We start from the raw sequence: 26,418 nt of genomic DNA, 5'->3' as shown, positions 1-26,418 counted from the left end.
CGGCGGGACCGCCACGGCGACCTGGCCGGGCTGGGGCCGCGGACGGGCCCCGGCGACCGGGAATGCCGGCTGCGGCCACGGCCGTCCGGGCTCGACGCGGCTGACGTCGCGCCGCGACCCCGGACAGCCGATCGCCACGGGGCGGGCCGGCCGACGGAGGCGGGATCTCCGCCAGCCAGCATATGCGTCGCCGCCAGCGCCCCGCACCGTCGCGGTCAGCCCGTCGAGCGCTCGTCGCGGCCCGGCTCCTCCCCGTCGGTACGCGGGCCGCCGGCCGGCCACTGCGGAGGGTCGGCGGCGGGCAGCTCGCGGGTCACCGGTTCGGAGCCTAGGTCCGGAGTGTCCCCGAGCGGGGCCGGCGAAGGTGCCGGCGAGCTTGGGCCGGCCGGTCCGCTCGGCGGCACCCCCAGTTCGCGGGTGGGGTCCTCCGAGCCGCCGGTCGAGGTCGGGCCGGCGGCCGACAGCGCCTCGACCGACGACCCGTACGCCACCTCGGCGGGGCGGTCCTGGCGTGCCTCGACGGGGGCGTCGGTCACCACGTCGGTGGCCCGCTCGTCCGCCCCGGGGGCGGTGGTCGCGCCACTGGTCGGGGCGCTGTCCAGGTAGGGCGCGGCGACGGTGGAGTCCGGCGCCTGGTGGGTGGCCCCGGCGTCGGCGTGCCGTCCTGACCGGAGCGCGCCGAGCAGGCTCAGCAGCCCGACCAGGATGAGCGCGCCGGCCAGGAACCAGCCCACCGGGGGCAGGGTGAGTCCGAGGATCCGGGCGAGCAGCCACCATACGGAGAGGGCCAGGAAGACCAGCCCGAACGCGAACGACACGATGTCGGTGCGGTGGGCCTTCACCGGGTCACCTCCAGGTCTCCGGCGTTCATGTGGATGACCAGTCGCAGGGTGCCTCCGCCCCGGCCGTCCGGCCCGAGGTCGGTGGTCTCCCACGTCGGGCCGTTGAACCCGCTGGTGTGCTTGCCGAAGACGGTGGCGTCCCCGGCGTTCACGTCGGCCACCGTGGTGACGTCGACCTTCGCCGGCACGATCACGGTCAGCCTGCCGAAGTTGACATCCACGGTGACCTCCGTGTTCTTCTCGGCGAAGTCCACCGAGCGCAGGTCGAGCACCGCGTCTCCGAAGTTGCTCCGATAGCGGACGGCCAGGTCCTGGTAGTCGACCGGCGCCCAGGTGACGGTGCCGTCGATCCCGCGTCCCCGGTCGTAGGACTCGGCGACGGTGGCGATGCCGAGCGCGGTCGCGGTGACCAGGCCGAGCGCGATCAGCCAGCGGGCCCGGCCGAACCAGGTGCCCACCAGCAGGCCGAGCCCGATGGTGGCCAGCGCCGCGGCGAAGTACCCGGCCGCGCCGATCGGGAAGACGTGGAGCAGGTCGAGCACGGCGACCACGCCGAGCGCCAGGAAGATCAGTGAGAAGGTGATCGCGCCGAGTGCCGAGCGCTCCTTCGGCCGCTTCGGCGCCCTCGCTGGCCGTGGCGGGGCCGGTGGCGGCGGTGGGTACGCCCCGGCGTACGGGCCGCGCGGCGCGAAGGGCGGGCGGTATCCGCCGGGCGTCGGCGCGCCCGCCGGCGACGGGGGCGGCACGGACCCGGGCGGCCCGAGCGGGGCACCGCCGGTCGTGGGCGTGCCCGGCCAGGTCGGCGCCTCTCTCCGCCATGTCTCGGTGGTCCGGTCACCCGGGCTCGTGGTCGAACCCGCGGCGTAACCGGTCGCCGGCCAGGGCTGCCCGGCGGCGGCCTCCGCGGCCGTCGGCTCGGCGGGCACCTGGACGGTCGGCTCCGCGCCCGCTTCGGGGCGGTACCCGGCGGCTGTGCGCTCGGGATCCGACCAGGCGGCGCGCTCGCCACCCACCTGACCCGGGGCGCCGGCCCCGGGCTGCACCGGTGACACGGTGGATCCGGCACCGGGCCAGGCCGGTTGGGCGGTGCCGCCCGGCGTCGGCCAGGCCGGTTGGGCGCTGGCCGCGGGCCGGGCCGCCGGCCCCGCGGGCTCGGCCCAGGGCGGTTGGGCAGCGCTGCCCGGGGTCGGCCAGGCCGGACCGGCGGGACCGGCGGCGCGCGGCCCGGCCCAGCCCGTCGGTCCGGCCGGGCCCCAGGACGGCCCGGCGCCGGGCGCGCTGGGACCGGACGCCGGCCAGCCCGCCTGCGGCGCCGGACCAGCGGGCGGCCGCTGCGCCGTGTCGCGCGGCTGGCGGTTGAGCAGCAGCGCGCCCCCGATGAGAATCAACGCGCCGAGCAGCACCGCCCGCGTGGCATTGGTGACGATGTAGCCGAAGCCGACCGCCACCACGATGCTGAGCACGATCACGGTGACCGGGGACATGCTCGACCGGCCCCGGCCGAGCATCGACTCCACCGGGGAGGCGGTGTCCCCCTCGCTGGGAATGAGCAGCCAGGCGGTGACGTAGACCAGGATGCCGATGCCCCCGAAGAAGCCCAGCACGGCGAGGATCACCCGCCACAGCACCGGGTCGGTGTTGGTGGCCCGACCGATGGCGGCGCAGACGCCGGCCAGGTAGCGGCCGTCGCGCGGCCGGACCAGCCCGTACCGGGAGGTGAAACCGCCAAGCGGTGGGGCGTACCCGGGGGGTGGCGGCCCGAACGGCGCGGAGCCGGCGGCCGGCCCGCCCGGTGGCGGCCCGGCCGGTGGGGGTGGCGGTGGCCCGTCCGGTGGCATCGCCCCGGGCTGGGGCGGACGGGCAGCTTCCTCGGTCATACCTCTGATCCTGCTGCGCGCTCCACCCGAGCGTCCTCCGGCCCCGACCCTGACGCCACCCTGAGATCTCGGGGCTCCGAATGTCGGGGGCGTCCCGATGGTCGCCGGCGGCCCGGCCGTGTGACGATCGAAGCGGCGCCGGCGCCGGCCGGCCACCGCCACGACCGCCCGCCCGACCCCGGGAGTCTCCGATCAGCAGCACCGTGACCCCACACCCCCCGCGGCTCTACCGGGCCACCGAGCACCGGCTGGCCGCCGGGGTGGCCGCCGGCATCGCCGAGCACCTCGGCATCTCGGTGCTCCGCGTCCGGATCGCCTTCATGGTGCTGCTCGGGCTGAACGGTCTCGGGCTGCTGCTGTACGCCGCCTTCTGGGCGGTCGTCCCGCCCCGCCCGGGCGACACCGCCGTCCCGCCCCGCCGCGACCTCGCCCAGCTCCTGCCCTTCGTGGCGATCGGGCTGGGCGTGCTGCTGGTCCAGATGATGGCCTTCCACTCGGTCGGCGCCGCCGGCACCGCCGGCTGGCTGGTAGCGATCATCGCGGTCGGCGCCGGCGTGATCTGGCACCAGTCCGCGCCCGAACGCCGCCAGCAGTGGAGCGGGTCGATGGCGGTGCCCTGGCTGGGCGCGGTGGTGGAGGAGAGCGACCGGCGTGCGTTCGTGCTCCGCTTCGTCGGTGGCGGGGTGCTCGTCGCGGTCGGCATCATCGGCGTGGCCGCGGTCTACTCGCCGGTGCAGAACTTCGACGCGGTGCTCAACGGTGTGATCTTCGCGCTGGTCGGGCTGGCCGGCGTCGGCGTCGTGACGGGGCCGGTGCTCTGGCGTACCTGGAACCAGCTGCGGTCGGAGCGCGAGGGGCGGATCCGCGAGCAGGAACGCGCCGAGCTGGCCGCGATGGTGCACGACCAGGTGCTGCACACCCTCGCCCTGATCCAGCGCAACGCCAGCGACGTCAAGACCGTGCAGCGGCTGGCCAGGGGCCAGGAACGGTCGCTGCGGAACTGGCTCTACAAGCCGACCGCCTCGCCGACGGAGCGCTTCGCCGCGGCGCTGGAGCAGGCCGCCGCCGAGGTGGAGGACACCTTCGCCATCACCGTGGAGGCGGTGGTGGTGGGCGACCGGGAGACCGACGAGCGGGTTGGCGCGCTGGTCGCCGCGGCCCGGGAGGCACTGGTCAACGCGGCCCGGCACGCCGGGGTCAGCACGGTGTCGCTCTATGCCGAGGTGGAGCCGGATCAGGTCAGCGTCTTCGTACGGGACCGGGGCAAGGGCTTCGACCCGGATACGGTGGAGGATCACCGGCACGGCGTCCGGGGCTCGATCATCGGGCGGATGAAGCGGCACGGCGGCCGGGCGGAGATCCGGTCCGGGCCGGGGGAGGGGACCGAGGTCCGGCTGATCCTGCCGATCAGCGGCTCCGGCTCCACGGCGGAAAGGGACAGGTGACCATGATCGAGCAGGGACCGGTTGAGGCGGCGGCGCCCCGGGACGGGCGGCTGCGGGTGTTTCTCGTCGACGACCACGCCATGTTCCGGGCCGGCGTACGCGCCGAGCTCGGCGGGCACGTCGAGGTGGTCGGCGAGGCCAGCACGGTGGCCGAGGCGGTCAGCCGGATCACGGTGACCCAGCCGGACGTGGTGCTGCTCGACGTGCACATGCCGGACGGCGGCGGCCGGGCGGTGCTGGAGGCGATGCGGCGTACCCACCCGCAGGTGCGGTTCCTGGCGTTGAGCGTCTCCGACGCGGCCGAGGACGTGATCGGGCTGATCCGGGCCGGGGCCCGGGGCTACGTCACCAAGACCATCTCGCCGGACGAGCTGACCGACGCCATCCGCCGGGTGGCCGAGGGGGACGCGGTGTTCAGTCCCCGGCTGGCCGGGTTCGTGCTGGACGCGTTCGCGGCCCGGCCGGACGCGCCGGTCGCCGATCCGGAGCTGGACCAGCTCACCAACCGCGAGCGTGAGGTGCTCCGGCTGCTGGCCCGGGGGTACGCGTACAAGGAGATCGCCAAGGAGTTGTACATCTCGATCAAGACGGTCGAGACGCACGTCTCCAACGTGCTGCGCAAGCTCCAGATGTCCAACCGGTACGAGCTGTCGCGCTGGGCGGCCGACCGCCGGCTGGTCTGACCACTCCGCCTCACCACCCGGTGCGTGCCGACCGGTTCCGATCACTCGGTGCGCAGCACGGTGAACGCCTCGGCCAGCCGGCCGGCGGGGAGCCCGGCGTCGCCGGCGATCGTGCCGAGCAGGTCCTGCACCCACGCCGCCACGTCCAGGTGCGCGGTCTGTGAGTGGTGTGCCCGCATCGCGGCGATCTTCCGGTCGACCTGGTCGGTCACGTCGACGGCGTGGTCCGGCGCCGGGCCGCCCGCGTACCAGATCTCCCGGACCACCCAGGGTTCGAGCCCTTCGGCGAGTAGCTCCGGGAAGGCGAAGCGGTTGCGTGAGTCGGGGTAGACCGCGCAGGTGGTGGCCTCGCCGACGGCCAGGTGGTCGGGGTGGCTCGGGCCGGTGAGGAGCTCCCAGCGGCGCAGCGGGGAACTGGTGACCACCCGGTCGGGCCGGAACCGGCGGATCGCGGCGGTGATCTCGCGGCGCAGCTCCGGGCCGGAGGCGAGCAGGCCGTCGGGGTACCCGTCGAGGAAGTCGACCTGGTGTACGCCGACCACGGCGGCCGCCGCCCGCTGCTCCGCCTCGCGCAGGGCGGGCATCTCGTCACGCGGAGTGTTGTCGAACCCGCCGGAGTCTCCCCGGGTCACGACCACGTACGCCACCTCGATACCCTCATCCACCCAGCCAGCGATGGTGCCCGCACAGCCGAAGTCGACATCGTCCGGATGGGCAAATACGGCCAGCGCCCGGCGGATGTCGGGGAGCGCCGGAGCGGAGGCAGGGAAGCTCACAGCCACCGAGCCTACGTGGGGGTAGCGCCCGGTGTGACCGTGTCTTACCTGTTCAGAGCGGTACGACCGGCGCGTTTCATGATCTTTTCTCAAGTATCGGCAACGTGGCGGCCAACTAACGGCTTGATAACGGCACCTTCACGGAACGGGCCGGTGGGTGTCACAGTGGCAGCACCTCGCCTCCGGTGTGGGGCACCTCGTCGGGTCCGCCGATCACACGACGTCGCAACCAGGTGACGTTGAGTGTTCGTCGGCCCTGGGTGATGTTCTCGCCGGGGTGTGGTGCCCGGCGGATCGGTACCCCTGGGGGCGTCCCGATTTCCTCTGCGGTAAGCCGGCGACCTGCGGTTCGGGTCGGCGGTTGGTGTCACCCCCCAAGACGTGCGTGAAGTTCACGACGGAACCAGGTTAGAAAGAGGAGGCCCCTCGGAATGAGAGTCTCGAAGCGGGCGAGCGGCGCGCTCGCCGTGGGCGCGGCGTTCGCGCTCGTCGCGTCCGGCTGCTCCAGCGGGAGCGACGAAGGCGGCGACAACAGCGCGGACGGCAGCATCGTCATCAACAACGTTCAGCCGCAGAACCCCCTGGTGCCGGCGAACACCACCGAGACCGGTGGTGGCAGGTTCATCGACTGGCTGTGGACCGGCCTGGTCGAGTACCCGAACAACGGCGGTGCGCCGCAGAACGCGGTGGCGGACTCCATCGAGACCACGGACTCGAAGGTCTTCACCATCAAGCTGAAGCAGAACACCAAGTTCCACGACGGCACCCCGGTCAAGGCCGAGAACTTCGTCAAGGCTTGGAACTGGGCTGCCTACTCGCCGAACGGCGCCTCCAACGGCACCTTCTTCGCCGACATCCAGGGCTACGACGACGTCCACACCGACGACCCGGACGGCGACGGCCCGAAGGAGGCCCCGAAGCCGAACAAGGAGGAGATGTCCGGCCTCAAGGTCCTCGACGACTGGAGCTTCGAGGTCACCCTCGGCGCGCCGACCGCGGTCTTCCCGACCAAGCTGGGCTACAGCGCCTTCATGCCGCTGCCGGACGCCTTCTTCACCCAGAAGCCGGAGGACTTCGGCAAGAAGCCGATCGGTAACGGCCCGGTCAAGTTCGTGTCGTGGCAGGACAACGTCGAGGTCAAGCTCACCCGCTTCGACGACTACACGCTGCGCGACAAGGTGAAGATCAAGGACATCAACGTCAAGCTGTACCAGGACGAGAACGCCGCCTACACCGACCTGCTGGCGGGCAACCTGGACTTCCTGGAGACGATCCCCACCTCGGCGCTCGCCGGCGAGAAGTACAAGAGCGACCTGGGCGACCGCTGGCTGAACACGGTCACCCCGTCGACCGCGTTCATCGCCTTCCCGCTCTACGACAAGCGCTTCCAGGACGTGAAGCTGCGCCAGGCGGTCTCGCTGGCCGTCAACCGGCAGGAGATCTCTGAGAAGATCTTCTTCGGTACCCGCAAGCCCGCCGACAGCTGGGCGAACCCGCTGACCCCGGGTGCTCCGGAGAAGAACTGCACCGTCTGCGAGTTCAACCCGGAGAAGGCCAAGCAGCTGCTCGCCGAGGCCGGCGGTTTCCAGGGCGAGATGGTGTTCTTCTACAACGCCGACTCCAGCCACAAGGACTGGATGGAGGCCGTTGCTCAGCAGGTGAAGACCAACCTGGGCATCAACGCGCGGGCCGAGGGCGTGCCGACCTTCGCGGTCTTCCGGTCCAACATTGACGGCCACAAGATGACCGGCCCGTACCGTGCCGCTTGGCAGCAGGACTACCCGGACATCGAGAACTGGGTGAACCCGCTCTTCGTCACCGGCGGCTCCTCCAACGACGGCCTCTACAGCAACAAGGAGGTCGACGCTCTGGCCAAGGAGGCCAGCGCCGCCCCCAGCCTTGAGGCTTCGCACGCGAAGTTCGCCGAGCTGCTCAAGATCGTCGACCAGGAAGTTCCGAGCATCCCGGTCTACTACTACGGTCAGCAGTCCGGCCACTCGGAGAAGATCAAGAAGCTGGAACTGACCAACGTCGGTGAGCTGGACCTCTCCTCGGTCGTGCTCTGATCCGAACGGTCTAGACCCCCGGGTCGGGCTCGCCACATCCGGTGGGCCCGACCCGGGGTCGTTCCGCGAACGGGTGTTACAACATCCGCCTTCGCATCTGACCGCCGAACGTCGGCATCCCTCGTCCGACGCCCCCTGTCTGGAGGACCACCCCATGGGCCGTTATTTAGTCAGACGGCTACTCCAACTCGTGCCGGTTTTCATCGGCACCACGTTCATGATCTATGCCCTGGTCTGGGCCGTGCCGGGTGACCCGTTCGCCGGCAAGTGCGGCGAACGCCGCTGCCCGCAGACCTACATCGACTTCATGACGGCGAAGTATCACCTGGATGAGAACGTCTTCACCCAGTACGCGATCTATATGCAGAACCTCCTGCGGGGCGACTTCGGCGAGACGTTCGGCGGGCGGTCGATCAACGACGTCATCGCGACCGCTTATCCGAACACCCTCAAGCTGGCCCTGGTGGCCCTGGCCATCGAGGCGGTCATCGGCCTCACCGCGGGCGTACTGAGCGGCCTGCGGCGTAACGGGTTCCTCGACAACCTGGTGCTCGTCTCCACCCTGTTCCTGATCGCGCTGCCGGTCTTCGTGGTGGGCTTCGTGCTCCAGTGGCTCTTCGGCGTGCAGTGGAAGATCGTCAGCCCGACGGTCTCGAGTGCGATGCCGTTCTCGGAGTTGATCATCCCGGGCTTCGTGCTGGGCAGCGCCTCCATGGCGTATGTTGCCCGGATGGCGCGGACCAGCATCGCGGAGAACCGCCGTGCGGACTACGTCCGCACCGCCATCGCCAAGGGTCTGCCGATGCGCCGGGTGGTGGGCGTGCACCTGCTGCGCAACTCGCTGATCCCGGTGGTCACGCTGCTCGGCACCGACCTCGGTGCCCTGATGGGTGGCGCGATCGTCACCGAGGGCATCTTCGCGATCAACGGCATCGGCCGCGAGGTCTACCGGTCGATCGTCACCAAGGAGAGCGCTACCGTTGTCTCCATCGTGGTCGTGCTGGTAGTGGTCTATCTGCTGATGAACCTGCTGGTCGATCTGCTCTACGCCGCCCTGGACCCGAGGATCCGCTATGAGTGACCCTTCCGTCGCATCGATCGTCAGCACCCCCCCGATGCCAGGCGAGACCGCTACGGCGAACGCCGGGCCGGCGAATCAGGACAAGCCGCGCGGCCTGCTGGGCGACGCCTGGTATGACCTGCGCCGTAAGCCGCTGTTCTGGATCTCCGCCGCGTTCATTCTGCTCCTGGTCGTGATGGCCGCCTTCCCGTCGCTGTTCACCTCGGGCGACCCGGTCAACGGCGCGCTCTCCCGCAGCCTGGACAAGCCCTCCGGGCACGCCTGGTTCGGCTACGACGTGCAGGGCCGGGACGTGTACGCGCGGGTGATCTACGGCGCTCGGGCGTCGATCCTGGTCGCCCTGCTCTCCGTGGCCGGCACCATGCTGATCGGTGGCTCGATGGGCATGCTCGCCGGCTACCGTGGTGGCTGGGTCGACGCGCTGTTGTCGCGGGTCGCGGACGTCTTCTTCGGTCTGCCCTTCGTGCTCGGTGCCATCGTCATCCTGACCACCTTCAACGGCTCGGGCACCAACAACAGCAAGCCGAAGATCATGTTCCTTGTGATCATCTCGCTCACGGTGCTGAGCTGGCCGGTGCTGATGCGGCTGATGCGATCCTCGGTCCTCTCCACCAAGCAGGCCGACTACATCGTCGCGGCTCGCGCCCTCGGCGCCGGCACCGGCCGGATCGTGCTGAAACACCTGCTGCCGAACTGTCTCGCCCCGCTGCTCGTCTACGGGACGATCATGGTGGGCTCGTTCATCGGCGCCGAGGCGACGCTCTCCTTCCTGGGCGTCGGCCTGAAGAGCCCGGTCGTGTCGTGGGGCATCATGATCAGCGAGTCGCAGAACTACATCCGGGTCGCGCCGAACCTGCTGTTCTTCCCCGCCGCGTTCCTCGTCGCCGCCGTGCTGAGCTTCGTCACGCTCGGCGAGACGGTCCGCGAGGCCCTCGACCCGAAGCTTCGATAGGGGAACTGAGTTGTCCGACATTCTCGTGTCCGAGCAATCCGCGGCGAACGCCGCCGGCCGCCCCTCGGGTCGCCTGCTCGAGGTCGACGACCTGCGGGTGGAGTTCCGCACCCGGGACGGCGTCGCCAAGGTCATCAACGGGGTGACGTACCACGTCGACGCGGGGGAGACCCTCGCCGTGCTCGGCGAGTCCGGCTCCGGCAAGAGCGTCACCGCGCAGACCATCATGGGCATCCTCGACACCCCGCCGGGTTTCGTCACCGGTGGCCAGGTCCGCTTCCACGGCAAGGACATGCTCACGATGTCCTCCGAGCAGCGGCGGCGGATCCGGGGCGAAGGCATCGCCATGATCTTCCAGGACTCGCTCTCCGCCCTCAACCCGGTTTTCACCGTCGGTTTCCAGATCGCTGAGCAGTTCCGCGTCCGTCGTGGCATGGGCCGCGCGGACGCCAAGAAGCGCGCGATCGAGATGCTCGACCAGGTGAAGATCCCGAACGCCAAGGGCCGGTACAACAACTACCCGCACCAGTTCTCCGGCGGTATGCGGCAGCGCGCCATGATCGCGATGTCGCTGGCGCTGGACCCCGAGGTGCTGATCGCCGACGAGCCGACGACCGCGTTGGACGTTACCGTGCAGGCCCAGATCATGGACCTGCTCGGCGAGCTCCAGCGGGAGCGGCGGATGGGCATGATCCTGATCACCCACGACCTCGGCGTGGTCGCCGACGTCGCGGACCGGATCGCGGTCATGTACGCCGGCCGGATCGTCGAGGAAGCCGACGTGTACGACCTGTACGCCAAGCCGGCGCACCCGTACACCCTCGGCCTGCTCAACTCGATCCCGCGGATGGACGAGAAGGGGCAGGAGCTCCGGACCATCAAGGGCCTTCCGCCGAACCTGACGAACATCCCGCGGGGCTGTGCGTTCAACCCGCGCTGCCCCATGGCGCAGCCGGTGTGCCGGGAAAAGCTGCCCACGCTGCTGCGGCTCGGCAGCGGCCGAGCCAGCGCCTGCCACTTCGCCGAGGAGCTGGTGAGCCGTGACTGAGAACATCATCGAGGTCCGCGACCTGGTCAAGCACTACCCGGTCACCCGGGGCATCGTGTTCAAGAAGACCATCGGTCACGTCAAGGCTGTCGACGGCGTTTCCTTCGACCTGCGGGCCGGCGAGACGCTGGGCGTGGTGGGCGAGTCGGGCTGCGGCAAGTCCACGCTCGCCCGGGTCCTGATGAACCTGGAGCGGCCGACCTCCGGCCAGGTGTTCTACAAGGGCCAGGACATCTCCAAGTTCTCCGGGGCGGCGCTGCGGCGCCTGCGCCGGCAGATCCAGCTGGTGATGCAGGACCCGTACACCTCGCTCAACCCCCGGATGACGGTCGGTGACCTGATCGGCGAGCCGTTCGAGATCCACCCCGAGGTGGCTCCCAAGGGGTCGCGCCGCGGCAAGGTCAAGGAGCTGCTCGACCTGGTCGGCCTGAACCCGGAGCACATCAACCGCTATCCGCACCAGTTCTCCGGCGGCCAGCGGCAGCGCATCGGCATCGCCCGGGCGCTCGCCCTGCGGCCCGAGATCATCGTCTGCGACGAGCCGGTGTCGGCCCTGGACGTGTCGATCCAGGCGCAGGTGATGAACCTGCTGGAGAAGCTCCAGGCCGAGTTCGGTCTCTCCTACGTCTTCATCGCCCACGACCTGTCGGTCGTGCGTCATCTCTCCGACCGGGTCGCCGTGATGTACCTGGGCAAGATCGCGGAGATCGGCACCGAGGACGAGATCTACGAGCGGCCGACGCACCCGTACACCCAGGCACTGCTCTCGGCGGTGCCGGTGCCGGACCCGAGGGTGCGGGAGAGCAAAGCGATCATCCGGCTCACCGGTGACGTTCCCTCCCCGATCAGCCCGCCGTCGGGCTGCCGGTTCCGCACCCGTTGCTGGAAGGCGCAGGACGTGTGCGCCCAGGAGGCGCCGCTGCTCCAGATCCGCCGGGGCTCGGACCACCCGAGCGCCTGCCACTTCGCCGAGCGGCGGGAGATCGTGGCCACCCACGAGGCGTGATCCCTCCGGACCGCCTGCCGACGTCAGCCCGACGCCGGCAGGCGGTTCGTCGTATCCGGGTCCGGCCGGGCCGCCCGACCGCAGCCCGGTCATCCCGGCGGCCCGCTTCACAGGGGTCCGCGGCCGGCACGCAGCAGTAGCAGCGCGAGTTGGGTGCCGTCCGCGCCGAGCGCCTGACGGAACCGCTCCAGGATCTCCCGCTCCCGGGAGAGCACGAGCCGGGTCCCGCCGGCGGCCATCCGGGTGGCTCCGACCTCCTGGGACAGGGCGGCGCGCTCCTGCCAGAGCGCGACGATGGTGCGGTCGATCTCGTCGATGCGCTCCCGGATGGCCACGATCCGCTCGGCAGCGGCCGAGTCGTCGGTGCCGGTCCGGGCTGTCGCGGCCCCGGTCGGGTCTGTCTCGTTCGGCCGGTCGTGCCGCGCCAGGCTACCGCTGGACTCCACCACGTCAGTCATCATCGTCGTACCCTCCGGGTCTCGGGCCCCGTGCCCGGATCCCGGGACGAAAAAGCCCCGGGCTCCAGGAGCCCGGGGCTTTCGCAGGTCTGTTGATCAGGCGCGACCTACGGCTGCCGGACTCCCGGTGCCGTAGTAAAAGTAGAAGCGCTGACCGAACACGTCGTCGAGTATGCCGACCGGTGGGCGCGACGCGCAAGGAATCCCGCCAACTGGTGCGAGGTGGGTGCCTCGGTGACGGCTTCGTCCCGCCCCGCTCGGCGCGGGCCGGAAGTGTCCGGCCGACGGCATAGACTCGCCATGCGATGCATCCTCTCTTCGACATTCCCACATCCCCGCCCACGCCGGACTCCCGGCCGACCCCGCCGCACCGGCCCGGGGGCGACGATCCCGGCTCGGCGGGCGGCCATGATCCGGCCACCGAGCCGCCGGGCAGCGCCCCGGACCGGACGGAGGCCGGTCCCTCGCCGCGCGGCAACCTGGCGCGCTCGGCCCCGCGGGACCTCCTCGCCGGGCTGAACGGTCCGCAGCGGGATGCGGTCACCCACGCCGGTTCCCCCCTGCTGATCGTGGCCGGCGCCGGCTCCGGCAAGACCCGGGTGCTGACCAACCGGATCGCGTACCTGCTCGGCGCGCGGGACGTGCACCCGGGCGAGATCATCGCGATCACGTTCACCAACAAGGCCGCCGGCGAGATGAAGGACCGGGTGGCCGCGCTGGTCGGCCCGCGCGCCCGGCTGATGTGGGTGTCGACCTTCCACTCGGCCTGCGTCCGCATCCTGCGCGCCGAGCATGAGCACGCCGGCCTGAAGTCCACCTTCTCGATCTACGACGCCGACGACTCCCGGCGGCTGATGCAACTGGTCGCCCGGGAACTGGACCTCGATCCCAAGCGCTACCCGGCGCGAGGTCTGGCGGCCCAGGTGTCCAACCTGAAGAACGAGCTGGTCGATCCCGAGGAGTTCGCGACCCGGGCCAAGGGACCCAACGAGCGGGCCCTGTCCGAGGCCTACACGCTCTACCAGCGGCGGCTGCGCGAGGCGCACGCCCTGGACTTCGACGACCTGATCATGACGACGGTGCACCTGCTCCAGTCGCACCCGCACGTCGCGGAGAGCTACCGGCGCCGGTTCCGGCACGTCCTCGTCGACGAGTACCAGGACACCAACCACGCCCAGTACGTGCTGATCAAGGAGCTGGTCTCCGGCACCGAGGGAGTCGATCCGGCGGAGCTGTGCGTGGTCGGCGACGCCGACCAGTCGATCTACGCGTTCCGGGGTGCGACCATCCGCAACATCCTGGAGTTCGAGCGCGACTTCACCGACGCCCGGACGATCCTGCTGGAGCAGAACTACCGCTCCACCCAGACCATCCTCAACGCCGCCAACGCGGTGATCGACCGGAACACCTCCCGCAAGCCCAAGCGGCTCTGGAGCGACGCCGGGGCCGGCGAGCAGATCGTCGGCTACGTGGCCGACACCGAGCACGCCGAGGCGGACTGGGTGGCCCGGGAGATCGACCGGCTGGTCGACGCCGGTGACACCCGCCCGGGCGACGTGGCCGTCTTCTACCGCACCAACGCCATGTCCCGCGTCTTCGAGGAGGTGTTCATCCGGGTCGGCCTGCCGTACAAGGTGGTCGGCGGGGTGCGCTTCTACGAGCGCAAGGAGGTCCGCGACGCGCTGGCCTACCTGCGCGCGGTGGTCAACGACGACGACACGGTCAGCCTGCGCCGGGTTCTCAACACCCCACGCCGGGGCATCGGCGAGCGGGCCGAGGCGTGCGTGGAGGCGCTCTCCAGCCGGGACCGGATCTCCTTCGGCGCAGCGCTGCGGCGGGCCAAGGACGCGCCCGGCATCTCCACCCGGGCCGCCAACGGGATCGCCGAGTTCGTCGCGCTCCTCGACTCCGCCCGCGAGCTCGCCGAGACCGGCACCCCGGAGGACGTGCTGGAGGCGCTGCTGACCCGCTCGGGCTATCTCACCGAGCTGGAGGAGAGCCTGGACCCGCAGGACGCCGGCCGGGTGGACAACCTCCAGGAGTTGGTCAGCGTCGCCCGCGAGTACACCGAGCGGATCGAGGCACTGGGCGAGGAGGGGGAGCGGGCCACCCTGGCCGGCTTCCTGGAGCAGGTGGCGCTGGTCGCCGACGCCGATCAGATTCCCCCCGACGACCCCGACCACCAGGGCGTGGTCACCCTGATGACGCTGCACACGGCCAAGGGCCTGGAGTTCCCGGTGGTCTTCCTGAGCGGCCTGGAGGACGGCGTGTTCCCGCACCTGCGCTCGCTGGGCGACAACCGTGAGCTGGAGGAGGAGCGGCGGCTGGCGTACGTGGGGATCACCCGGGCCCGGCAGCGCCTCTACCTGTCCCGGGCGGTCACCCGGTCGGCCTGGGGGCAGCCGGCGTACAACCCGCCGTCGCGGTTCCTGGAGGAGTTGCCGCCGGCGCTGGTCCGCTGGGAGCGCACCGAGGGCTCGTACACCTCGTGGGCCGGTGGCGGCGGGGGCGTCGGCGGCCGCGCGGACCGCGCGACCGGCGGCTTCACCGGGGGTACGCCCAAGGCGACCCAGCTGGCGAAGCGACTCGGGGTGGATGCCAGCCGGCTCTCCACGGCCAGCGAGCTGAAGCAGGCACCGAAGGTGTCGGTCGGGGACCGGGTGAACCACCAGCGCTACGGCCTCGGCCGGGTGCTGGCGGTGGAGGGGCATGGCCCCGGTGCCCGGGCGCAGATCGACTTCGGTGACCAGACCCTGTGGCTGGTGCTCCGGCACGCCCCGATCGACAAGCTCTGAACGACTCCGGCCGGCGAGGTCCGGCCCGACAACACGTCGGGCCGGGCCTCGCCTCGCGCCGTGGCGGCGGTCAGCAGGCCACGTCGATGCCGCGGGCGCGCAGGAAGGGCGCCGGGTCGATCTGGTGCCACATCGCGCCCTGGTGCACCTCGAAGTGCAGGTGCGGGCCGGTGGCGTCGCCGGTGGCGCCCTCGTAGCCGATGACCTGACCGGCGGTCACCTTGTCGCCGACGCTGACGATCAGGCGGCTCTGGTGCGCGTAGTGGGTCAGGTAGCCGTTGTGGTGGTCGATGAAGACCGAGTTGCCGTACCCGTCGCCGGCGTCACCGGCCTTGACCACGGTGCCCGCCGCGGCGGCGCGGATCGGCGTGCCGTTGGGCATCGCGAAGTCGATGCCGGCGTGCAGGGTGCCCCACCGCGGCCCGTAGCAGGAGGTGATCTCGGCACCGGCCATCGGGATGACCCACGCGGGCTTCGGCGCGGCGGTCTTCTTGGGCGTCGGCTTGGTGGTGGCGGTCTTCGTCGGCTTCGGCTTGGGGCTCGCCGTGGTCGGGCTCGGCGAGGGGCTGGCCGGGGCGACCGACGGACTGGCCGGGATGGCGGACGGGGTGACCGGGGCGGTCGATTCGCGGGCGGAGCGGTCGGCCCGGGCGGCGGCCTCGGCGCGGCCCCGGGCGTCGAAGTCGACGGCCGCCGGGGTCGGTGCCGGGACGCCGCGTTCGGTGGTGGCGAGGGCGACGCCGCCGACGCCGAGGCCGGCCAGCGCGACCGCGCCGATGACGAGGTAGGTGCCACGCCGAGCCGTGCGCGTACGCAGCCGGTGCCGGCCGGGGGTGTCCCGGACGTTCTCGTTCTGGACGGAGCCGTCTTCCTGCTGGGTGGAGCTGTCTTCCTGCACGGGGACCTTCATCAGTTCGAGGGGCACGTGACCTCGAAATACTGGTGTCAGCCCGGACTGTGACCGGTGCCGGCTCCGGGGTGACGGGCCATGATGGCGCGGCGACCTGCCCGGCCCATCCCGCTCTGCGCCGTTTGGGGGCAGAAAGGATCATGCGTGACCGTGGCGCCGCTCACAGTTGCAGGTGTGATCCGGCAGACTTTGCCGAAAGAAAACCGCCCGGATCGACTGATCCGGGCGGCCAACGGGCGATACGCAGCGTCAGGACGCGGCTACGTCGCTGTAGATCTCCTCGATCTGCAGCTGAATGTTCACGCCGCGTTCGTCGAGCCACGGCACCGGGTCCAACGGCTGCCCCTTGACATGGATCTCCAGGTGCAGGTGTGAGCCGTAGGAGTGGCCGGTGTTGCCGACCAGGCCGAGCTGGTCGCCGGCCTTGACCTGCTGGCCCTCGGTGACGCTGATCGCCGAGGAGTGGCCGTAGATGGCCTCGCTGCCGTCCGCGTGCTGGACGATCACCGTGTAGCCGTAGCCGCCGAACCAGCCGGCCTTGGTGACCGTGCCGTCGTGGATCGCGAGGTAGGGGGTGCCTTCCGGGGCCACCAGGTCGATGCCGGTGTGCAGCTTGCCCCAGTTCATCCCGTAGGGCGTCTTGAAGTCGTAGTTGTGCAGCGGGAGCAGCCAGACGTCCCGCTCGTCGGTCGCCTTGCTGTCCGTCCGTCCGGCCCGGGTGGCGCGGTCGGCGCTGTCGGCGCGGGCCGCCGCGTCCTGACTGGTGACCGAGGCCTGCTTGAGCTCGTCCAGGACCGACGGGTTGACGCTCTTGGCGTCGGGGAGGGCGTTCGCGCCGAGCGCGACGATGCCGGCTCCCACGAAGGCGGTGGTGACGACTGCCGCGTAGCGGCTGCGGGGTGGGGTGGGTACGCGGCGACGGCCGCGATATCTATCGGGCTCAGACGACAGGCGCTGGCGCACGCACACCCTCCGTTGTCGGGATTCCGATGCGACCGCCGACCGTTCGGTGAACCTCCGTCGAACGTCCGGCGACCGCGTCGTCACCCGTCCGTGGACCTGATGACAACCGTGGACACGGTAGCCAACCGCCACTCCAGTCACAAGCCAAAGCGCCGAATTGGCGTTTTGTTATGTCCGTTTACATCCGCTCTTGTCATGGCTCGTGCCGCCGATCGGATGGCCCCTTGACTGGCCGTTCGTAGCGTACAGTGACCGTTCGGCGGAGGTGTCCGACTTCCGGTGTGTGCGGCTGGCCGCTACGGCGTCGCTGCCCGGTTCTCGTCGAGCCGAGAGCCGGGACACAGGCCTAGGGGTGCCGCCCGGGTTTCCGGCCCCAGACCGGCCGGGTTACCGTTCGTTCAGGTGACAGTGCCGGAGCCGGTGAAAGGTGTGCGCTGATGAGCTCTCGTATTCGGGTCGTCGTCGCGAAGCCCGGCCTGGACGGCCACGACCGCGGTGCGAAGGTCGTCGCGCGTGCGCTGCGCGACGCCGGCATGGAGGTCATCTACACGGGCCTGCACCAGACGCCGGAGCAGATCGTGGAGACCGCGATCCAGGAGGACGCCGACGCGGTCGGCCTCTCCGTGCTGTCCGGCGCGCACATGACCCTCTTCAAGCGGGTGCTCGAACTGCTCGGCGAGCGCGACGCGGCCGACATCGTGGTCTTCGGCGGCGGCATCATCCCGGACGCCGACATCCCCGAGCTGGAGCAGCTCGGCGTCGCGAAGATCTTCACCCCGGGTGCCACCACCCAGTCCATCGTCGAGTGGGTCCGGGGGAACGTCGCCCAGCCGGTCGGCTGACCGGCGCACCCGCACACCTGATCGGCGCCAGCCGGCGCGAGTGGCGGTGTCCCGACGCGGGGACACCGCCCTTTGTCGTATGCGGAGCAGAATGCGGACAGGGGGGAGGGGCCGGACGCACCCCTCACACGCCCGGCCCCTCTATGCACGATGCCCCGCCGCCACCCCTCGACCGACAGGGCATCGGCCGTCTCCCGTCATCGCGCCTGACCAGCGCTCCGACATCAGACTCAACGACGCCCCCACAAGGGGGTTACGCCCGTCTTCCAACATCCCCCGGACGGCTGACGTGCGGCGTCCGGACGCGGGTACGTGCGGTCTCGCGGGGCTGGCCGCAGGCCGCCGTTCCTTCCCTGGACAGGCGCGGACCGGGGTGCCCGGGTGCGGGTGCCACGAGGTCCCGGGCGGGCGGTTCGCGGGGCCGCGCGGCCGGAACCGAGGTCGTATCGTGTGCCTGCCCACTACCGCGTCCCGCGGTCGACTATCCCGCCGGAGGCCGCCGTGACCCAGCCGCCCCACCCGCAGCCGAACCCCGCCGGCGGATGGACGCCGCCGCCGGGCCAGCCCGCCTGGCCCGTACCGCCCCAGCAGCCGGGTCCGGGCTGGTCGGGGCAGCCGCAGCCGCAGCCCGGAGCGGGCTGGCCGGCACCGGGACCGCAGCAGCCGGGTCCGGGTTGGCCGGGGCAGCCGCAGCCGCAGCCCGGAGCGGGCTGGCCGGTACCGCCCCAGCAGCCAGGCCCGGGCTGGCCGGCGCCGCCGCAGCAGCCGGCGTACCCGGGTTGGCCGGCGCATCCGGGTGGGGTTCCGGCGCAGCCGCCGCCGTGGCAGGCGCCGGCGACGCGGACGGCGAAGCGGATCCCGGAGGACCTGCCGTTCGTGGCCCGGCCGAGCCTGCGCAAGCGGGGGCTGGCCCTCGGCGGCATCACGCTGCTCGTCGGCCTGGTGATGGCCTGCCCGTTGGGCCTGGCCGGAGACGCCTCGGTGCTGCTCATCATCCCGGTGATCATGCTGTTCTTCGCGCTGGTGGTGGGCCTGCAACTCTGGCTCGTCTCCTCCGGCGGCCCGGTGCTGGCGGTCGGCCCGGACGGGCTGTGGATCAAGACGCGGCCGACCCGGGGGCAGGCGATCTGGCTGCCCTGGGCGGCGATCGAACGGATCTACCTGCGGCGCTGGGCGCTGGAGAAGATGGTCTGCGTCAAGCCGCGGGATCCGCGTACCGCCTCCGGCCTGGGGGTCTTCACCGACCTGGACTCCGGGCTGCAACAGGCGTTCTTCGGCACCGGCTTCACCGCCACGGCCAACTTCGCCGACCGCTCCGAGGACGAGATCATGCGAGCCGTCGTCGGGTACGCGGCCGGTCGGTGCCGGGTGGGCTGACCCGACGCATGGGTGGTTGTGCATTACCACACACCGCGCACCCGCTCGATTGCCGCCGGTTCCCACCTCGTTAGGCTGCGGCAAATGGCCTGTCTCATCTGAAGACAGGCGTCAAACTGATTTTCCGAAGCTGGTGGCGGCGCGACGGCGCGCCGCGGAGACGGGACGGGACGCGCAATCGTGGACCTGTACGAGTACCAGGGGCGGGACCTGTTCGAGCGGCACGGATTGCCCGTGCTCGCCGGCGGCGTCGCCACTACCCCGGAGGAGGCCCGCGCGATCGCCGAACGCCTCGGCGGCCGGGTGGTCGTCAAGGCGCAGGTGAAGGTCGGCGGCCGTGGCAAGGCCGGCGGCGTGAAGCTGGCCGAGGGCGCGGAGGAGACGGTGGCCCGCGCCACCGACATCCTCGGGATGGACATCAAGGGTCACACGGTCCACAAGGTCATGATCACCGTGACCGCGGACGTGGCCGAGGAGTACTACTTCTCGTACCTGCTCGACCGGGCGAACCGCACCTTCCTCTGCATCGCCAGCGTGGCCGGTGGCATGGACATCGAGCAGGTCGCCGCCGAGACCCCGGAGAAGGTGGTCAAGGCCCCGATCGACGCGAACGTCGGCGTGGACGAGGCGAAGGCGCGCGAGATCGTGACCGCCGCCGGCTTCCCGGCCGAGGTGGCCGACCAGGTCGTCGACGTCGCGGTGAAGCTGTGGCAGGCGTTCGTCGCCGAGGACGCCACGCTGGTCGAGGTGAACCCGCTGGCCACGACCAAGGACGGCAAGCTGCTGCTGCTGGACGCCAAGGTCAGCCTCGACGAGAACGCCGCGTTCCGGCACCCGGACCACGAGGCCCTGGTCGACCAGGCCTCGGTCGACCCGCTGGAGCAGGCCGCCAAGGAGAAGGACCTCAACTACGTCAAGCTCGACGGTGAGGTCGGCATCATCGGCAACGGCGCGGGCCTGGTCATGTCCACCCTCGACGTGGTGGCGTACGCGGGCGAGCGGCACGGCGGCGTCAAGCCGGCCAACTTCCTCGACATCGGCGGTGGCGCGAGCGCCGCGGTGATGGCGAACGGTCTGGAGATCGTTCTCTCCGACCCCGCGGTCCGGAGCGTCTTCGTCAACGTCTTCGGTGGCATCACCGCCTGTGACGAGGTCGCCAACGGCATCGTGCAGGCGCTGGCGCTGCTGGAGCAGCGGGGCGAGCAGGTCACCAAGCCGCTCGTCGTCCGCCTCGACGGCAACAACGCCGAGGCCGGTCGGGCGATCCTCGACGGCGCGAACAACCCGCTGGTCCAGCGGGTCGACACCATGGACGGCGCGGCCGAGCGGGCCGCCGAGCTGGCGGCTGCGGGGGTCTGATCATGGCTATCTGGCTGACCAAGGACTCCAAGGTCATCGTGCAGGGGATGACCGGTTCCGAGGGTTCCAAGCACACCCGGCGGATGCTGGCCGCCGGCACCAACGTCGTCGGCGGCACCAACCCGCGCAAGGCGGGCCAGACCGTCGACTTCGACGGCACCGCGCTGCCCGTCTTCGCCACCGTCGCGGACGCGATGAAGGAGACCGGCGCCGACGTCACGGTCATCTTCGTGCCGCCGCAGTTCACCAAGGCCGCGGTGATCGAGGCGATCGACGCCGGCATCGAGCTGGCCGTGGTGATCACCGAGGGCGTGCCGGTGCACGACACCGCCGCGTTCTGGGCGTACAACGTGGCCAAGGGCGAGCGGACCCGGATCATCGGCCCGAACTGCCCGGGTATCGCCTCCCCGGGTGCCTCCAACGCCGGCATCATCCCGGCCGACATTACCGGCAGCGGTCGGATCGGCCTGGTCAGCAAGAGCGGCACGCTGACCTACCAGATGATGTACGAGCTGCGTGACATCGGGTTCTCGACCTGCGTCGGCATCGGCGGTGACCCGATCATCGGCACCACCCACATCGACGCCCTGGCCGCGTTCGAGGCGGACCCGGACACCGACGCCATCGTGATGATCGGCGAGATCGGCGGCGACGCCGAGGAGCGGGCGGCCGAGTTCATCAAGGCCAACGTCACCAAGCCGGTGGTCGGCTACATCGCCGGCTTCACCGCCCCGCCCGGCAAGACGATGGGCCACGCCGGTGCGATCATCTCCGGCTCGGCGGGCACCGCCGAGGCGAAGAAGACGGCGCTGGAGGCGGTCGGCGTCAAGGTCGGCAAGACCCCGACCGAGACCGCCAAGCTGATGCGGGAGATCATGTCCGGCCGCTGAGCGGCCGCGTGACGTGTCGAGGGGGTCGACCGGGATCCGGTCGGCCCCCTCGCTGTCTCAGCGGTACCAGTACGGGTATTGGTGGCCGCCCCGGGTCCGGATGACCGCGCTGGCGATGATGTTGATGATTCCCAACGCGATCGCCAGCCAGCCGAGGAGCCGGGACCGCCCGAAGCGCCGCGCGTCCCGCAGCGACAGGTAGCCGAAGAGGATGCCGAAGATACCGCAGCACAGCAGGCTGAGAACGATCCCCACCACGCCCCAGAGGGTGGTCAGATCCCGGCCGGCGGTCGACCGCGGTGGCGGCGGATACGGAGCGTTCACGGCTTCCTCCGAGCCCTCGGCGCCGCGACAAACAGGTCGCGCCCTGGGCCGAGGCTAACCGGATCGGCGCCGCCAACCGGGTGGATCACGGAACTCGCCGTGGCACCGGGGCGGTATCGGACTGCCGCCGCCCGCGCGGCATGCCAGAGTAGAGACAATGTCATCCGTCACCCCTGACCAGCCTCGCCGTACCGGCGCCGGTGTCGCCGCCGACGCCCGGCCGGCCGGTCGTGCCCGGCCCCGGGTGCCCGCGCCCCGGTCGGGGGAAGCACCGCGCGGCCGGGCCCCACTGCCCGTCGCCGCCGGGGTGGCGGCCGGCTGGGCCGCCTTGACGTCGTGGCTGCCGGTGACCCTGGTGCTCGGTCTGGCCCAGCTCAGCGAGGACGCCGGCTCGCTGCCCGGCGCGCTCCGGGCCGGTCTCGCCGGTTGGCTGCTCGGCCACGGGGTGCCGCTGGAGACCCCCGCCGGGCCGCTCGGCCTGGCACCGCTCGCCCTGACCGCGCTCGCCGTCTGGCGGCTCACCCGCGCCGGCGTGCACGTCACCCGGGCCGTCGGTGCCCGCGGCGGTCGCTCGCCCCGACAGGCGCTCACCGTCGCGGTCGCCGTCGGCATCGGGTACGCGTTGCTCGGCGCCCTCGCCGCGATCGCGGTCAGCGCCGGCGGTCCGCGGGTGTCCCCGATCCGGGCCGGGCTGGCCTTCGCGCTCCTCGGCACGCTCGCCGCCCTGGTCGGCGCGGTGCGTACCACCGGTGTTTCGGTGCTGCTGGCCCGGCGGTCGGCGCCGCCGCTCCGGGACGGGGTGCGTACCGGCCTGGTCGCCGGGCTGCTGCTGCTCGGCGCGGGCGCCGGAGCGGCCGGGCTCGCCGTGGCGACCGGAGGCGGCGACGCGGCCGACATGATCGGGGCGTACCGGACCGGGGTGGCCGGTCAGGCAGGGATCACCCTGGTCAGCCTCGCCTACGCCCCGAACGCCACCGTCTGGTCGGCCAGTTACCTGCTCGGGCCCGGGTTCGCCGTCGGCACCGGCACGGCCGTACGCACCAGCGAGGTGGCCCTCGGCGCGCTGCCGGCCGTACCGCTGCTGGCCGGGCTGCCGCGAGGACCGGTGGACGGGCTCGGCGTGGGACTGCTCGCGGTGCCGGTGCTGGCGGGGATGGCCGCCGGCTGGCTGCTGGCCCGGCGGCTGGCGCGGGTCGCGGCCGAGGAGCGGGTGACCATCGGCTGGCCGGAACTGCTGGTGCCGGCGGCGCTCGCCGGCCCGGTCGCCGGGGTGCTGCTCGGCGTGGCCGCGGCGATCTCCGGTGGTCCGCTCGGCGGCGGCCGGCTGGCCGAGGTCGGTCCGGTGTGGTGGCAGGTGGCCGGGGTCGCCACGGCGGTCGTCGGCGTCGGCGCGCTGCTCGGTGCCGTCGCCACCAGGATCCTGACCCGCGAGGCCACCCCGCGGCGGAAACGGACGGGGGCGGAAACGGCGAGGGGCGCCCCGGACGCTCCGGGACGCCCCTGAGGGCCGGGTTGAATTACTGACCGGGCAGGCTGAAGTTGGCCACCACGGCCAGGATGAGCAGCAGGACGCCCAGGCCGGCACCGATGGCGCCGCAGATCAGGCCGGTCTTGGCCTGGCCGTCGTTGCTGGCCAGCCCCTGCGCGGCCTTCTGCCGGCCCAGGTAGCCGGTGACCGCGCCGGCGATGCCGACCGGGATGCCGAGGTAGACGCAGCAGACCAGCGGGATCGACGCGATACCGAGGATCATCGACACCAGGCCCAGCGTGTTCTGCTGGCCCTGCGGCTGCTGCTGGGGGTAGCCGGAGCCGTACGACGGCGCGGCACCGTACGGCTGCTGCTGCTGCTGCTGCGCGTACGGGTCCTGGTAGGGCTGCTGCCCGTATGGCTGGCCCGAGGTGGGCTGCTGCCCGTACGGCTGGCCCGAGGTGGGCTGCTGTCCGTAGGGCTGGCCGGGGGCGGGCTGCTGCCCGTACTGCGGCGCCGCGTACGGGTCGTGGGGCTGCTGCGGGGCGGTCGGATCCTGCGGCTGCTGGCCGTACGGGTCCTGACCGGGGTAACCGGGCTGCATTTGCGGGGTGCTCCAAACTGGGTTCGACTGTCTGGTCGGTTGTTGCCGATCATCTTGCGGCCCAGCACCGGGGACGTCACAGGCCCGGAACCAAGGTCACGATGCCGACGCCGGGCCGGGCGTACGCCCGGCACCGGGAGACGGCAGCGTATCGTGCCGGCGCCACCCGGAGATCAGCCGCGCGCGCCGCCGCCCGGCAATTGGACGCTCCGACCTGCCCGATAGGGTGGCTGGGTGACCGAGCCCGCGTCCGTCGCCCGCCTCGTCGTCCTCGTCTCCGGCTCCGGCAGCAACCTCCAGGCGTTGCTGGACGCCACCGCCGACCCGGGATACGGAGCGCGGGTGGTGGCGGTGGGCGCCGACCGCGACGGGATCGCCGGCCTGGACCGGGCCGCCGCCGTCGGGGTGCCGACCTTCGTCGAGCGCCTGAAGGACCATGTGTCCCGCGAGGACTGGGACGCCGCGCTCACCGCGCGCGTCGCGGAGCACCGGCCTGACCTGGTGATCAGCGCCGGTTTCCTGAAGCTGGTCGGCCCGCGCTTCCTGGCCGCGTTCGGTGACCGCTACCTGAACACCCATAACACCCTGCTGCCGGCGTTTCCCGGCATCCACGGCCCCCGGGACGCCCTCGCCTACGGCGTGAAGGTCACCGGCGCCACCCTGTTCTTCGTCGATGCCGGCATGGACACCGGCCCGATCGTCGCCCAGGTCGCCGTTCCGGTGCGGGAAGACGACGACGAGGAGGCGCTCACCGAGCGCATCAAGGAGGCCGAGCGGCGCCAGCTCGTGGAGCAGGTCGGTCGGCTGGTCCGCGAAGGTTGGACGATCACCGGCAGAAAGGTCAGGATCCCGTGAGTTCCACTCAGGACATGCGCCGCCCGATCCGGCGGGCGCTGGTCAGCGTCTACGACAAGACCGGTCTGGTCGAGTTGGCCCGGGCCCTGCACGAGGCCGGGGTGGAGATCGTCTCGACCGGCAGCACGGCGGCGACGATCTCCGGCGCGGGCGTGCCGGTGACCCCGGTCGAGCAGGTGACCGGCTTCCCGGAGATCCTCGACGGGCGGGTGAAGACCCTGCACCCGAAGATCCACGGTGGCCTCCTCGCCGACCTGCGCAAGGACGCGCACGCCGCCCAGCTCGCCGAGCACGGCATCGCCGGCATCGACCTGCTGGTCTCCAACCTCTACCCGTTCCAGGCGACGGTCGCCTCCGGCGCCAGCCAGGACGAGTGCGTCGAGCAGATCGACATCGGCGGTCCGGCGATGGTCCGGGCCGCGGCCAAGAACCACGCCTCGGTCGCTGTGGTGACCGATCCGGCCGCGTACCCGGCGCTGCTGACCGCGCTCGCCGAGGGTGGCTTCACCCTGGCCCAGCGTCGGGCGCTCGCCGCCCGGGCGTTCGCCGACATCGCCGAGTACGACGTGGCCGTCGCCGAGTGGTTCGCGGCCGGCCTGGCACCGGCGGCGGACGGGTGGCCGGAGTTCGCGGGCCTGGCGCTGCGCCGGCAGGCGGTGCTGCGCTACGGCGAGAACCCGCACCAGGCGGCCGCCCTCTACGCCGATCCGGCCAGCCCGGCCGGCCTGGCCCAGGGGGAGCAGCTGCACGGCAAGGAGATGTCGTACAACAACTACGTCGACGCGGACGCCGCGTGGCGGGCCGCGAACGACTTCCCCGGAGAGCCGGCGGTGGCGATCATCAAGCACGCCAACCCGTGCGGCATCGCGGTCGGGGCGGACGTGGCCGAGGCACACCGCCGGGCGCACGACTGCGATCCGGTCTCCGCGTACGGCGGGGTGATCGCGGTCAACCGGCCGGTCTCCGTCGAGCTGGCCCGGCAGGTCGTGGAGATCTTCACCGAGGTGCTGGTGGCCCCGGGCTTCGAGCCCGGCGCCGTCGAGATCCTGCAGGGCAAGAAGAACCTCCGGCTGCTGCACGCCCCGGAGTTCGCCCCGCTGCCGGCCGAGTGGCGGCAGGTCACCGGCGGCGTGCTGGTGCAGCTGCGGGACCGGGTCGACGCCGAGGGCGACGACCCGGCCAACTGGCGGCTGGCCGCCGGCGAGGCCGCCGACGAGGCGACCCTGCGTGACCTCGCGTTCGCCTGGCGGGCGGTGCGTGCGGTGAAGAGCAACGCGATCCTGCTGGCGAGGGACGGTGCCACCGTCGGCGTCGGGATGGGCCAGGTGAACCGGGTCGACTCGGCGCGCCTGGCGGTGAGCCGGGCCGGCGCCGACCGGGCCAGCGGGTCGGTCTGCGCCTCGGACGCCTTCTTCCCGTTCGCCGACGGCCCGAGGATCCTCATCGAGGCCGGGGTCCGGGCGATCGTCCAGCCGGGCGGGTCGATCCGCGACGACGAGACCATCGCAGCCTGCAAGGAGGCCGGCGTGACGATGTACCTCACCGGCACCCGGCACTTCTTCCACTGATTCCCGGCGGCGACGGGGGCGCGGCCGACGGCGGCGCCCCCGTCGCACGTGCTGTCACCCTCAGCCGGGGCCCTGTCAGGTCGGGGGCGCTGACCAGCCGTAGGGACAGCGTCTCGCCATTGCCCGGCCGTGAGCGTTGTTGCTAGCGTGGTTTGAGCGATCGATCCTTCCCGTTCCCTCTCGGTCGGTTCCCGCCCGCGGCCCTCGCGCCGCCCGCGGGAGCGGCTCC

General features: G+C 71.8%; 22 protein-coding genes and 1 pseudogene. 15 read left to right on the top strand and 8 right to left on the bottom strand.

Features of this window, described 5'->3' with window-relative positions; translation table 11 throughout:
* Positions 1-551: 551 nt before the first annotated feature.
* A pseudogene (locus tag ACIRG9_RS16935) lies at positions 552-842 on the bottom strand (hypothetical protein); the annotation flags it as partial.
* Entirely contained in the window at positions 839-2,719 is a 1,881-nt protein-coding gene (locus ACIRG9_RS16930; protein WP_402856304.1) for a PspC domain-containing protein, read from the bottom strand. The gene ACIRG9_RS16930 and the pseudogene ACIRG9_RS16935, both read right to left, overlap by 4 nt.
* Positions 2,720-2,922: 203 nt before the next feature.
* Between ACIRG9_RS16930 and ACIRG9_RS16925 the strand changes: the two genes are divergently transcribed.
* Both ACIRG9_RS16925 and ACIRG9_RS16920 read left to right on the top strand, forming a co-directional pair.
* Positions 2,923-4,164 (top strand): PspC domain-containing protein, encoded by a 1,242-nt coding sequence (locus ACIRG9_RS16925; protein WP_402856301.1) that lies wholly within the window; start codon positions 2,923-2,925, stop codon positions 4,162-4,164.
* A 2-nt stretch (positions 4,165-4,166) separates the two neighbouring features.
* Positions 4,167-4,847 (top strand): response regulator, encoded by a 681-nt coding sequence (locus tag ACIRG9_RS16920; protein WP_402856298.1) that lies wholly within the window; start codon positions 4,167-4,169, stop codon positions 4,845-4,847.
* A 41-nt stretch (positions 4,848-4,888) separates the two neighbouring features.
* On the opposite strand, the gene ACIRG9_RS16915 is transcribed toward ACIRG9_RS16920, so the two are convergent.
* Entirely contained in the window at positions 4,889-5,623 is a 735-nt protein-coding gene (locus ACIRG9_RS16915) for a PIG-L deacetylase family protein (RefSeq protein WP_402856295.1), read from the bottom strand.
* 431 nt (positions 5,624-6,054) lie between these two features.
* Between ACIRG9_RS16915 and ACIRG9_RS16910 the strand changes: the two genes are divergently transcribed.
* From ACIRG9_RS16910 to ACIRG9_RS16890, 5 genes are all read left to right on the top strand, one after another.
* Positions 6,055-7,689: an ABC transporter substrate-binding protein gene (locus ACIRG9_RS16910; RefSeq protein ID WP_402856292.1), complete on the top strand. Its 1,635-nt coding sequence runs from the start codon at positions 6,055-6,057 to the stop codon at positions 7,687-7,689.
* Positions 7,690-7,843: 154 nt separating this feature from the next.
* The gene (locus ACIRG9_RS16905; protein ID WP_402856290.1) at positions 7,844-8,770 is read left to right on the top strand and encodes an ABC transporter permease; all 927 of its coding nucleotides are present in this window, start codon (positions 7,844-7,846) and stop codon (positions 8,768-8,770) included.
* A complete protein-coding gene (locus ACIRG9_RS16900; RefSeq protein WP_402856287.1) occupies positions 8,763-9,722 on the top strand; it encodes an ABC transporter permease in 960 nt (319 codons plus the stop codon). The genes ACIRG9_RS16905 and ACIRG9_RS16900 overlap by 8 nt, the downstream gene beginning before the upstream one ends.
* Before the next feature lie 10 nt (positions 9,723-9,732).
* Positions 9,733-10,770, top strand: a complete 1,038-nt coding sequence (locus tag ACIRG9_RS16895) for an ABC transporter ATP-binding protein (RefSeq protein WP_402856284.1) — start codon at positions 9,733-9,735, stop codon at positions 10,768-10,770.
* On the top strand, positions 10,763-11,776 hold the full coding sequence (locus ACIRG9_RS16890; RefSeq protein ID WP_402856281.1) for an ABC transporter ATP-binding protein: 1,014 nt from the start codon (positions 10,763-10,765) through the stop codon (positions 11,774-11,776). The genes ACIRG9_RS16895 and ACIRG9_RS16890 overlap by 8 nt, the downstream gene beginning before the upstream one ends.
* Positions 11,777-11,883: 107 nt before the next feature.
* Here ACIRG9_RS16890 and ACIRG9_RS16885 read toward each other — a convergent pair whose 3' ends face one another.
* Positions 11,884-12,237: a chorismate mutase gene (locus ACIRG9_RS16885; RefSeq protein ID WP_402856279.1), complete on the bottom strand. Its 354-nt coding sequence runs from the start codon at positions 12,235-12,237 to the stop codon at positions 11,884-11,886.
* 302 nt (positions 12,238-12,539) lie between these two features.
* Here ACIRG9_RS16885 and pcrA point away from each other — a divergent pair, with 302 nt between their 5' ends.
* Entirely contained in the window at positions 12,540-15,029 is a 2,490-nt protein-coding gene (gene pcrA, locus ACIRG9_RS16880; protein ID WP_402856276.1) for a DNA helicase PcrA, read from the top strand.
* A 70-nt stretch (positions 15,030-15,099) separates the two neighbouring features.
* On the opposite strand, the gene ACIRG9_RS16875 is transcribed toward pcrA, so the two are convergent.
* Both ACIRG9_RS16875 and ACIRG9_RS16870 read right to left on the bottom strand, forming a co-directional pair.
* Positions 15,100-15,939, bottom strand: a complete 840-nt coding sequence (locus ACIRG9_RS16875) for a M23 family metallopeptidase (RefSeq protein ID WP_402856273.1) — start codon at positions 15,937-15,939, stop codon at positions 15,100-15,102.
* 249 nt (positions 15,940-16,188) lie between these two features.
* Positions 16,189-16,902, bottom strand: a complete 714-nt coding sequence (locus ACIRG9_RS16870; protein WP_402856270.1) for a M23 family metallopeptidase — start codon at positions 16,900-16,902, stop codon at positions 16,189-16,191.
* A 437-nt stretch (positions 16,903-17,339) separates the two neighbouring features.
* On the opposite strand from ACIRG9_RS16870, the gene ACIRG9_RS16865 reads away from it, so the two are divergent.
* The 4 genes from ACIRG9_RS16865 (at position 17,340) to sucD (ending at position 21,370) form a co-directional block, all read left to right on the top strand.
* Positions 17,340-17,744 carry a cobalamin B12-binding domain-containing protein gene (locus ACIRG9_RS16865; protein ID WP_402856267.1) on the top strand — a complete coding sequence of 135 codons (405 nt, stop codon included), beginning with the start codon at positions 17,340-17,342 and terminating at the stop codon, positions 17,742-17,744.
* Between the two features lie 501 nt (positions 17,745-18,245).
* The gene (locus ACIRG9_RS16860; RefSeq protein ID WP_402856264.1) at positions 18,246-19,121 is read left to right on the top strand and encodes a hypothetical protein; all 876 of its coding nucleotides are present in this window, start codon (positions 18,246-18,248) and stop codon (positions 19,119-19,121) included.
* Between the two features lie 180 nt (positions 19,122-19,301).
* Positions 19,302-20,480 carry an ADP-forming succinate--CoA ligase subunit beta gene (sucC, locus tag ACIRG9_RS16855; RefSeq protein WP_402856261.1) on the top strand — a complete coding sequence of 393 codons (1,179 nt, stop codon included), beginning with the start codon at positions 19,302-19,304 and terminating at the stop codon, positions 20,478-20,480.
* Between the two features lie 2 nt (positions 20,481-20,482).
* Positions 20,483-21,370 (top strand): succinate--CoA ligase subunit alpha, encoded by an 888-nt coding sequence (sucD, locus tag ACIRG9_RS16850; RefSeq protein ID WP_091124868.1) that lies wholly within the window; start codon positions 20,483-20,485, stop codon positions 21,368-21,370.
* Between the two features lie 57 nt (positions 21,371-21,427).
* On the opposite strand, the gene ACIRG9_RS16845 is transcribed toward sucD, so the two are convergent.
* Complete coding sequence (locus ACIRG9_RS16845; RefSeq protein WP_402856258.1) at positions 21,428-21,694, bottom strand: DUF4190 domain-containing protein; 267 nt, start codon at positions 21,692-21,694, stop codon at positions 21,428-21,430.
* Between the two features lie 157 nt (positions 21,695-21,851).
* On the opposite strand from ACIRG9_RS16845, the gene ACIRG9_RS16840 reads away from it, so the two are divergent.
* Complete coding sequence (locus ACIRG9_RS16840) at positions 21,852-23,198, top strand: DUF6350 family protein (RefSeq protein ID WP_402856257.1); 1,347 nt, start codon at positions 21,852-21,854, stop codon at positions 23,196-23,198.
* A 13-nt stretch (positions 23,199-23,211) separates the two neighbouring features.
* On the opposite strand, the gene ACIRG9_RS16835 is transcribed toward ACIRG9_RS16840, so the two are convergent.
* Positions 23,212-23,766, bottom strand: coding sequence for a hypothetical protein (locus ACIRG9_RS16835; protein ID WP_402856254.1), 555 nt, complete (start codon positions 23,764-23,766; stop codon positions 23,212-23,214).
* A gap of 234 nt (positions 23,767-24,000) precedes the next feature.
* Between ACIRG9_RS16835 and purN the strand changes: the two genes are divergently transcribed.
* Both purN and purH read left to right on the top strand, forming a co-directional pair.
* Entirely contained in the window at positions 24,001-24,621 is a 621-nt protein-coding gene (gene purN, locus ACIRG9_RS16830; protein WP_402856251.1) for a phosphoribosylglycinamide formyltransferase, read from the top strand.
* The gene (purH, locus tag ACIRG9_RS16825) at positions 24,618-26,189 is read left to right on the top strand and encodes a bifunctional phosphoribosylaminoimidazolecarboxamide formyltransferase/IMP cyclohydrolase (protein ID WP_402856249.1); all 1,572 of its coding nucleotides are present in this window, start codon (positions 24,618-24,620) and stop codon (positions 26,187-26,189) included. Before purN ends, purH begins: the two co-directional genes overlap by 4 nt.
* Positions 26,190-26,418: the final 229 nt, after the last annotated feature.

The sequence above is a fragment of the Micromonospora sp. NPDC093277 genome (genome assembly GCF_044765245.1).
Lineage (GTDB): Bacteria > Actinomycetota > Actinomycetes > Mycobacteriales > Micromonosporaceae > Micromonospora.
The sequence above is the reverse complement of the archived record's forward strand: the minus strand, read 5'-3'. Positions and strand labels throughout refer to the sequence as shown.

Excerpts from the sequence above, each read along its gene's own strand:
- ACIRG9_RS16930 (WP_402856304.1), bottom strand. The coding sequence starts at position 2,719 with ATGACCGAGGAAGCTGCCCGTCCGCCCCAGCCCGGGGCGATGCCACCG.
- ACIRG9_RS16920 (WP_402856298.1), top strand. The coding sequence starts at position 4,167 with ATGATCGAGCAGGGACCGGTTGAGGCGGCGGCGCCCCGGGACGGGCGG.
- ACIRG9_RS16910 (WP_402856292.1), top strand. The coding sequence starts at position 6,055 with ATGAGAGTCTCGAAGCGGGCGAGCGGCGCGCTCGCCGTGGGCGCGGCG.
- ACIRG9_RS16905 (WP_402856290.1), top strand. The coding sequence starts at position 7,844 with ATGGGCCGTTATTTAGTCAGACGGCTACTCCAACTCGTGCCGGTTTTC.
- ACIRG9_RS16900 (WP_402856287.1), top strand. The coding sequence starts at position 8,763 with ATGAGTGACCCTTCCGTCGCATCGATCGTCAGCACCCCCCCGATGCCA.
- ACIRG9_RS16885 (WP_402856279.1), bottom strand. The coding sequence starts at position 12,237 with ATGATGACTGACGTGGTGGAGTCCAGCGGTAGCCTGGCGCGGCACGAC.
- pcrA (WP_402856276.1), top strand. The coding sequence starts at position 12,540 with ATGCATCCTCTCTTCGACATTCCCACATCCCCGCCCACGCCGGACTCC.
- ACIRG9_RS16875 (WP_402856273.1), bottom strand. The coding sequence starts at position 15,939 with ATGAAGGTCCCCGTGCAGGAAGACAGCTCCACCCAGCAGGAAGACGGC.
- ACIRG9_RS16865 (WP_402856267.1), top strand. The coding sequence starts at position 17,340 with ATGAGCTCTCGTATTCGGGTCGTCGTCGCGAAGCCCGGCCTGGACGGC.
- sucD (WP_091124868.1), top strand. The coding sequence starts at position 20,483 with ATGGCTATCTGGCTGACCAAGGACTCCAAGGTCATCGTGCAGGGGATG.
- ACIRG9_RS16840 (WP_402856257.1), top strand. The coding sequence starts at position 21,852 with ATGTCATCCGTCACCCCTGACCAGCCTCGCCGTACCGGCGCCGGTGTC.
- ACIRG9_RS16835 (WP_402856254.1), bottom strand. The coding sequence starts at position 23,766 with ATGCAGCCCGGTTACCCCGGTCAGGACCCGTACGGCCAGCAGCCGCAG.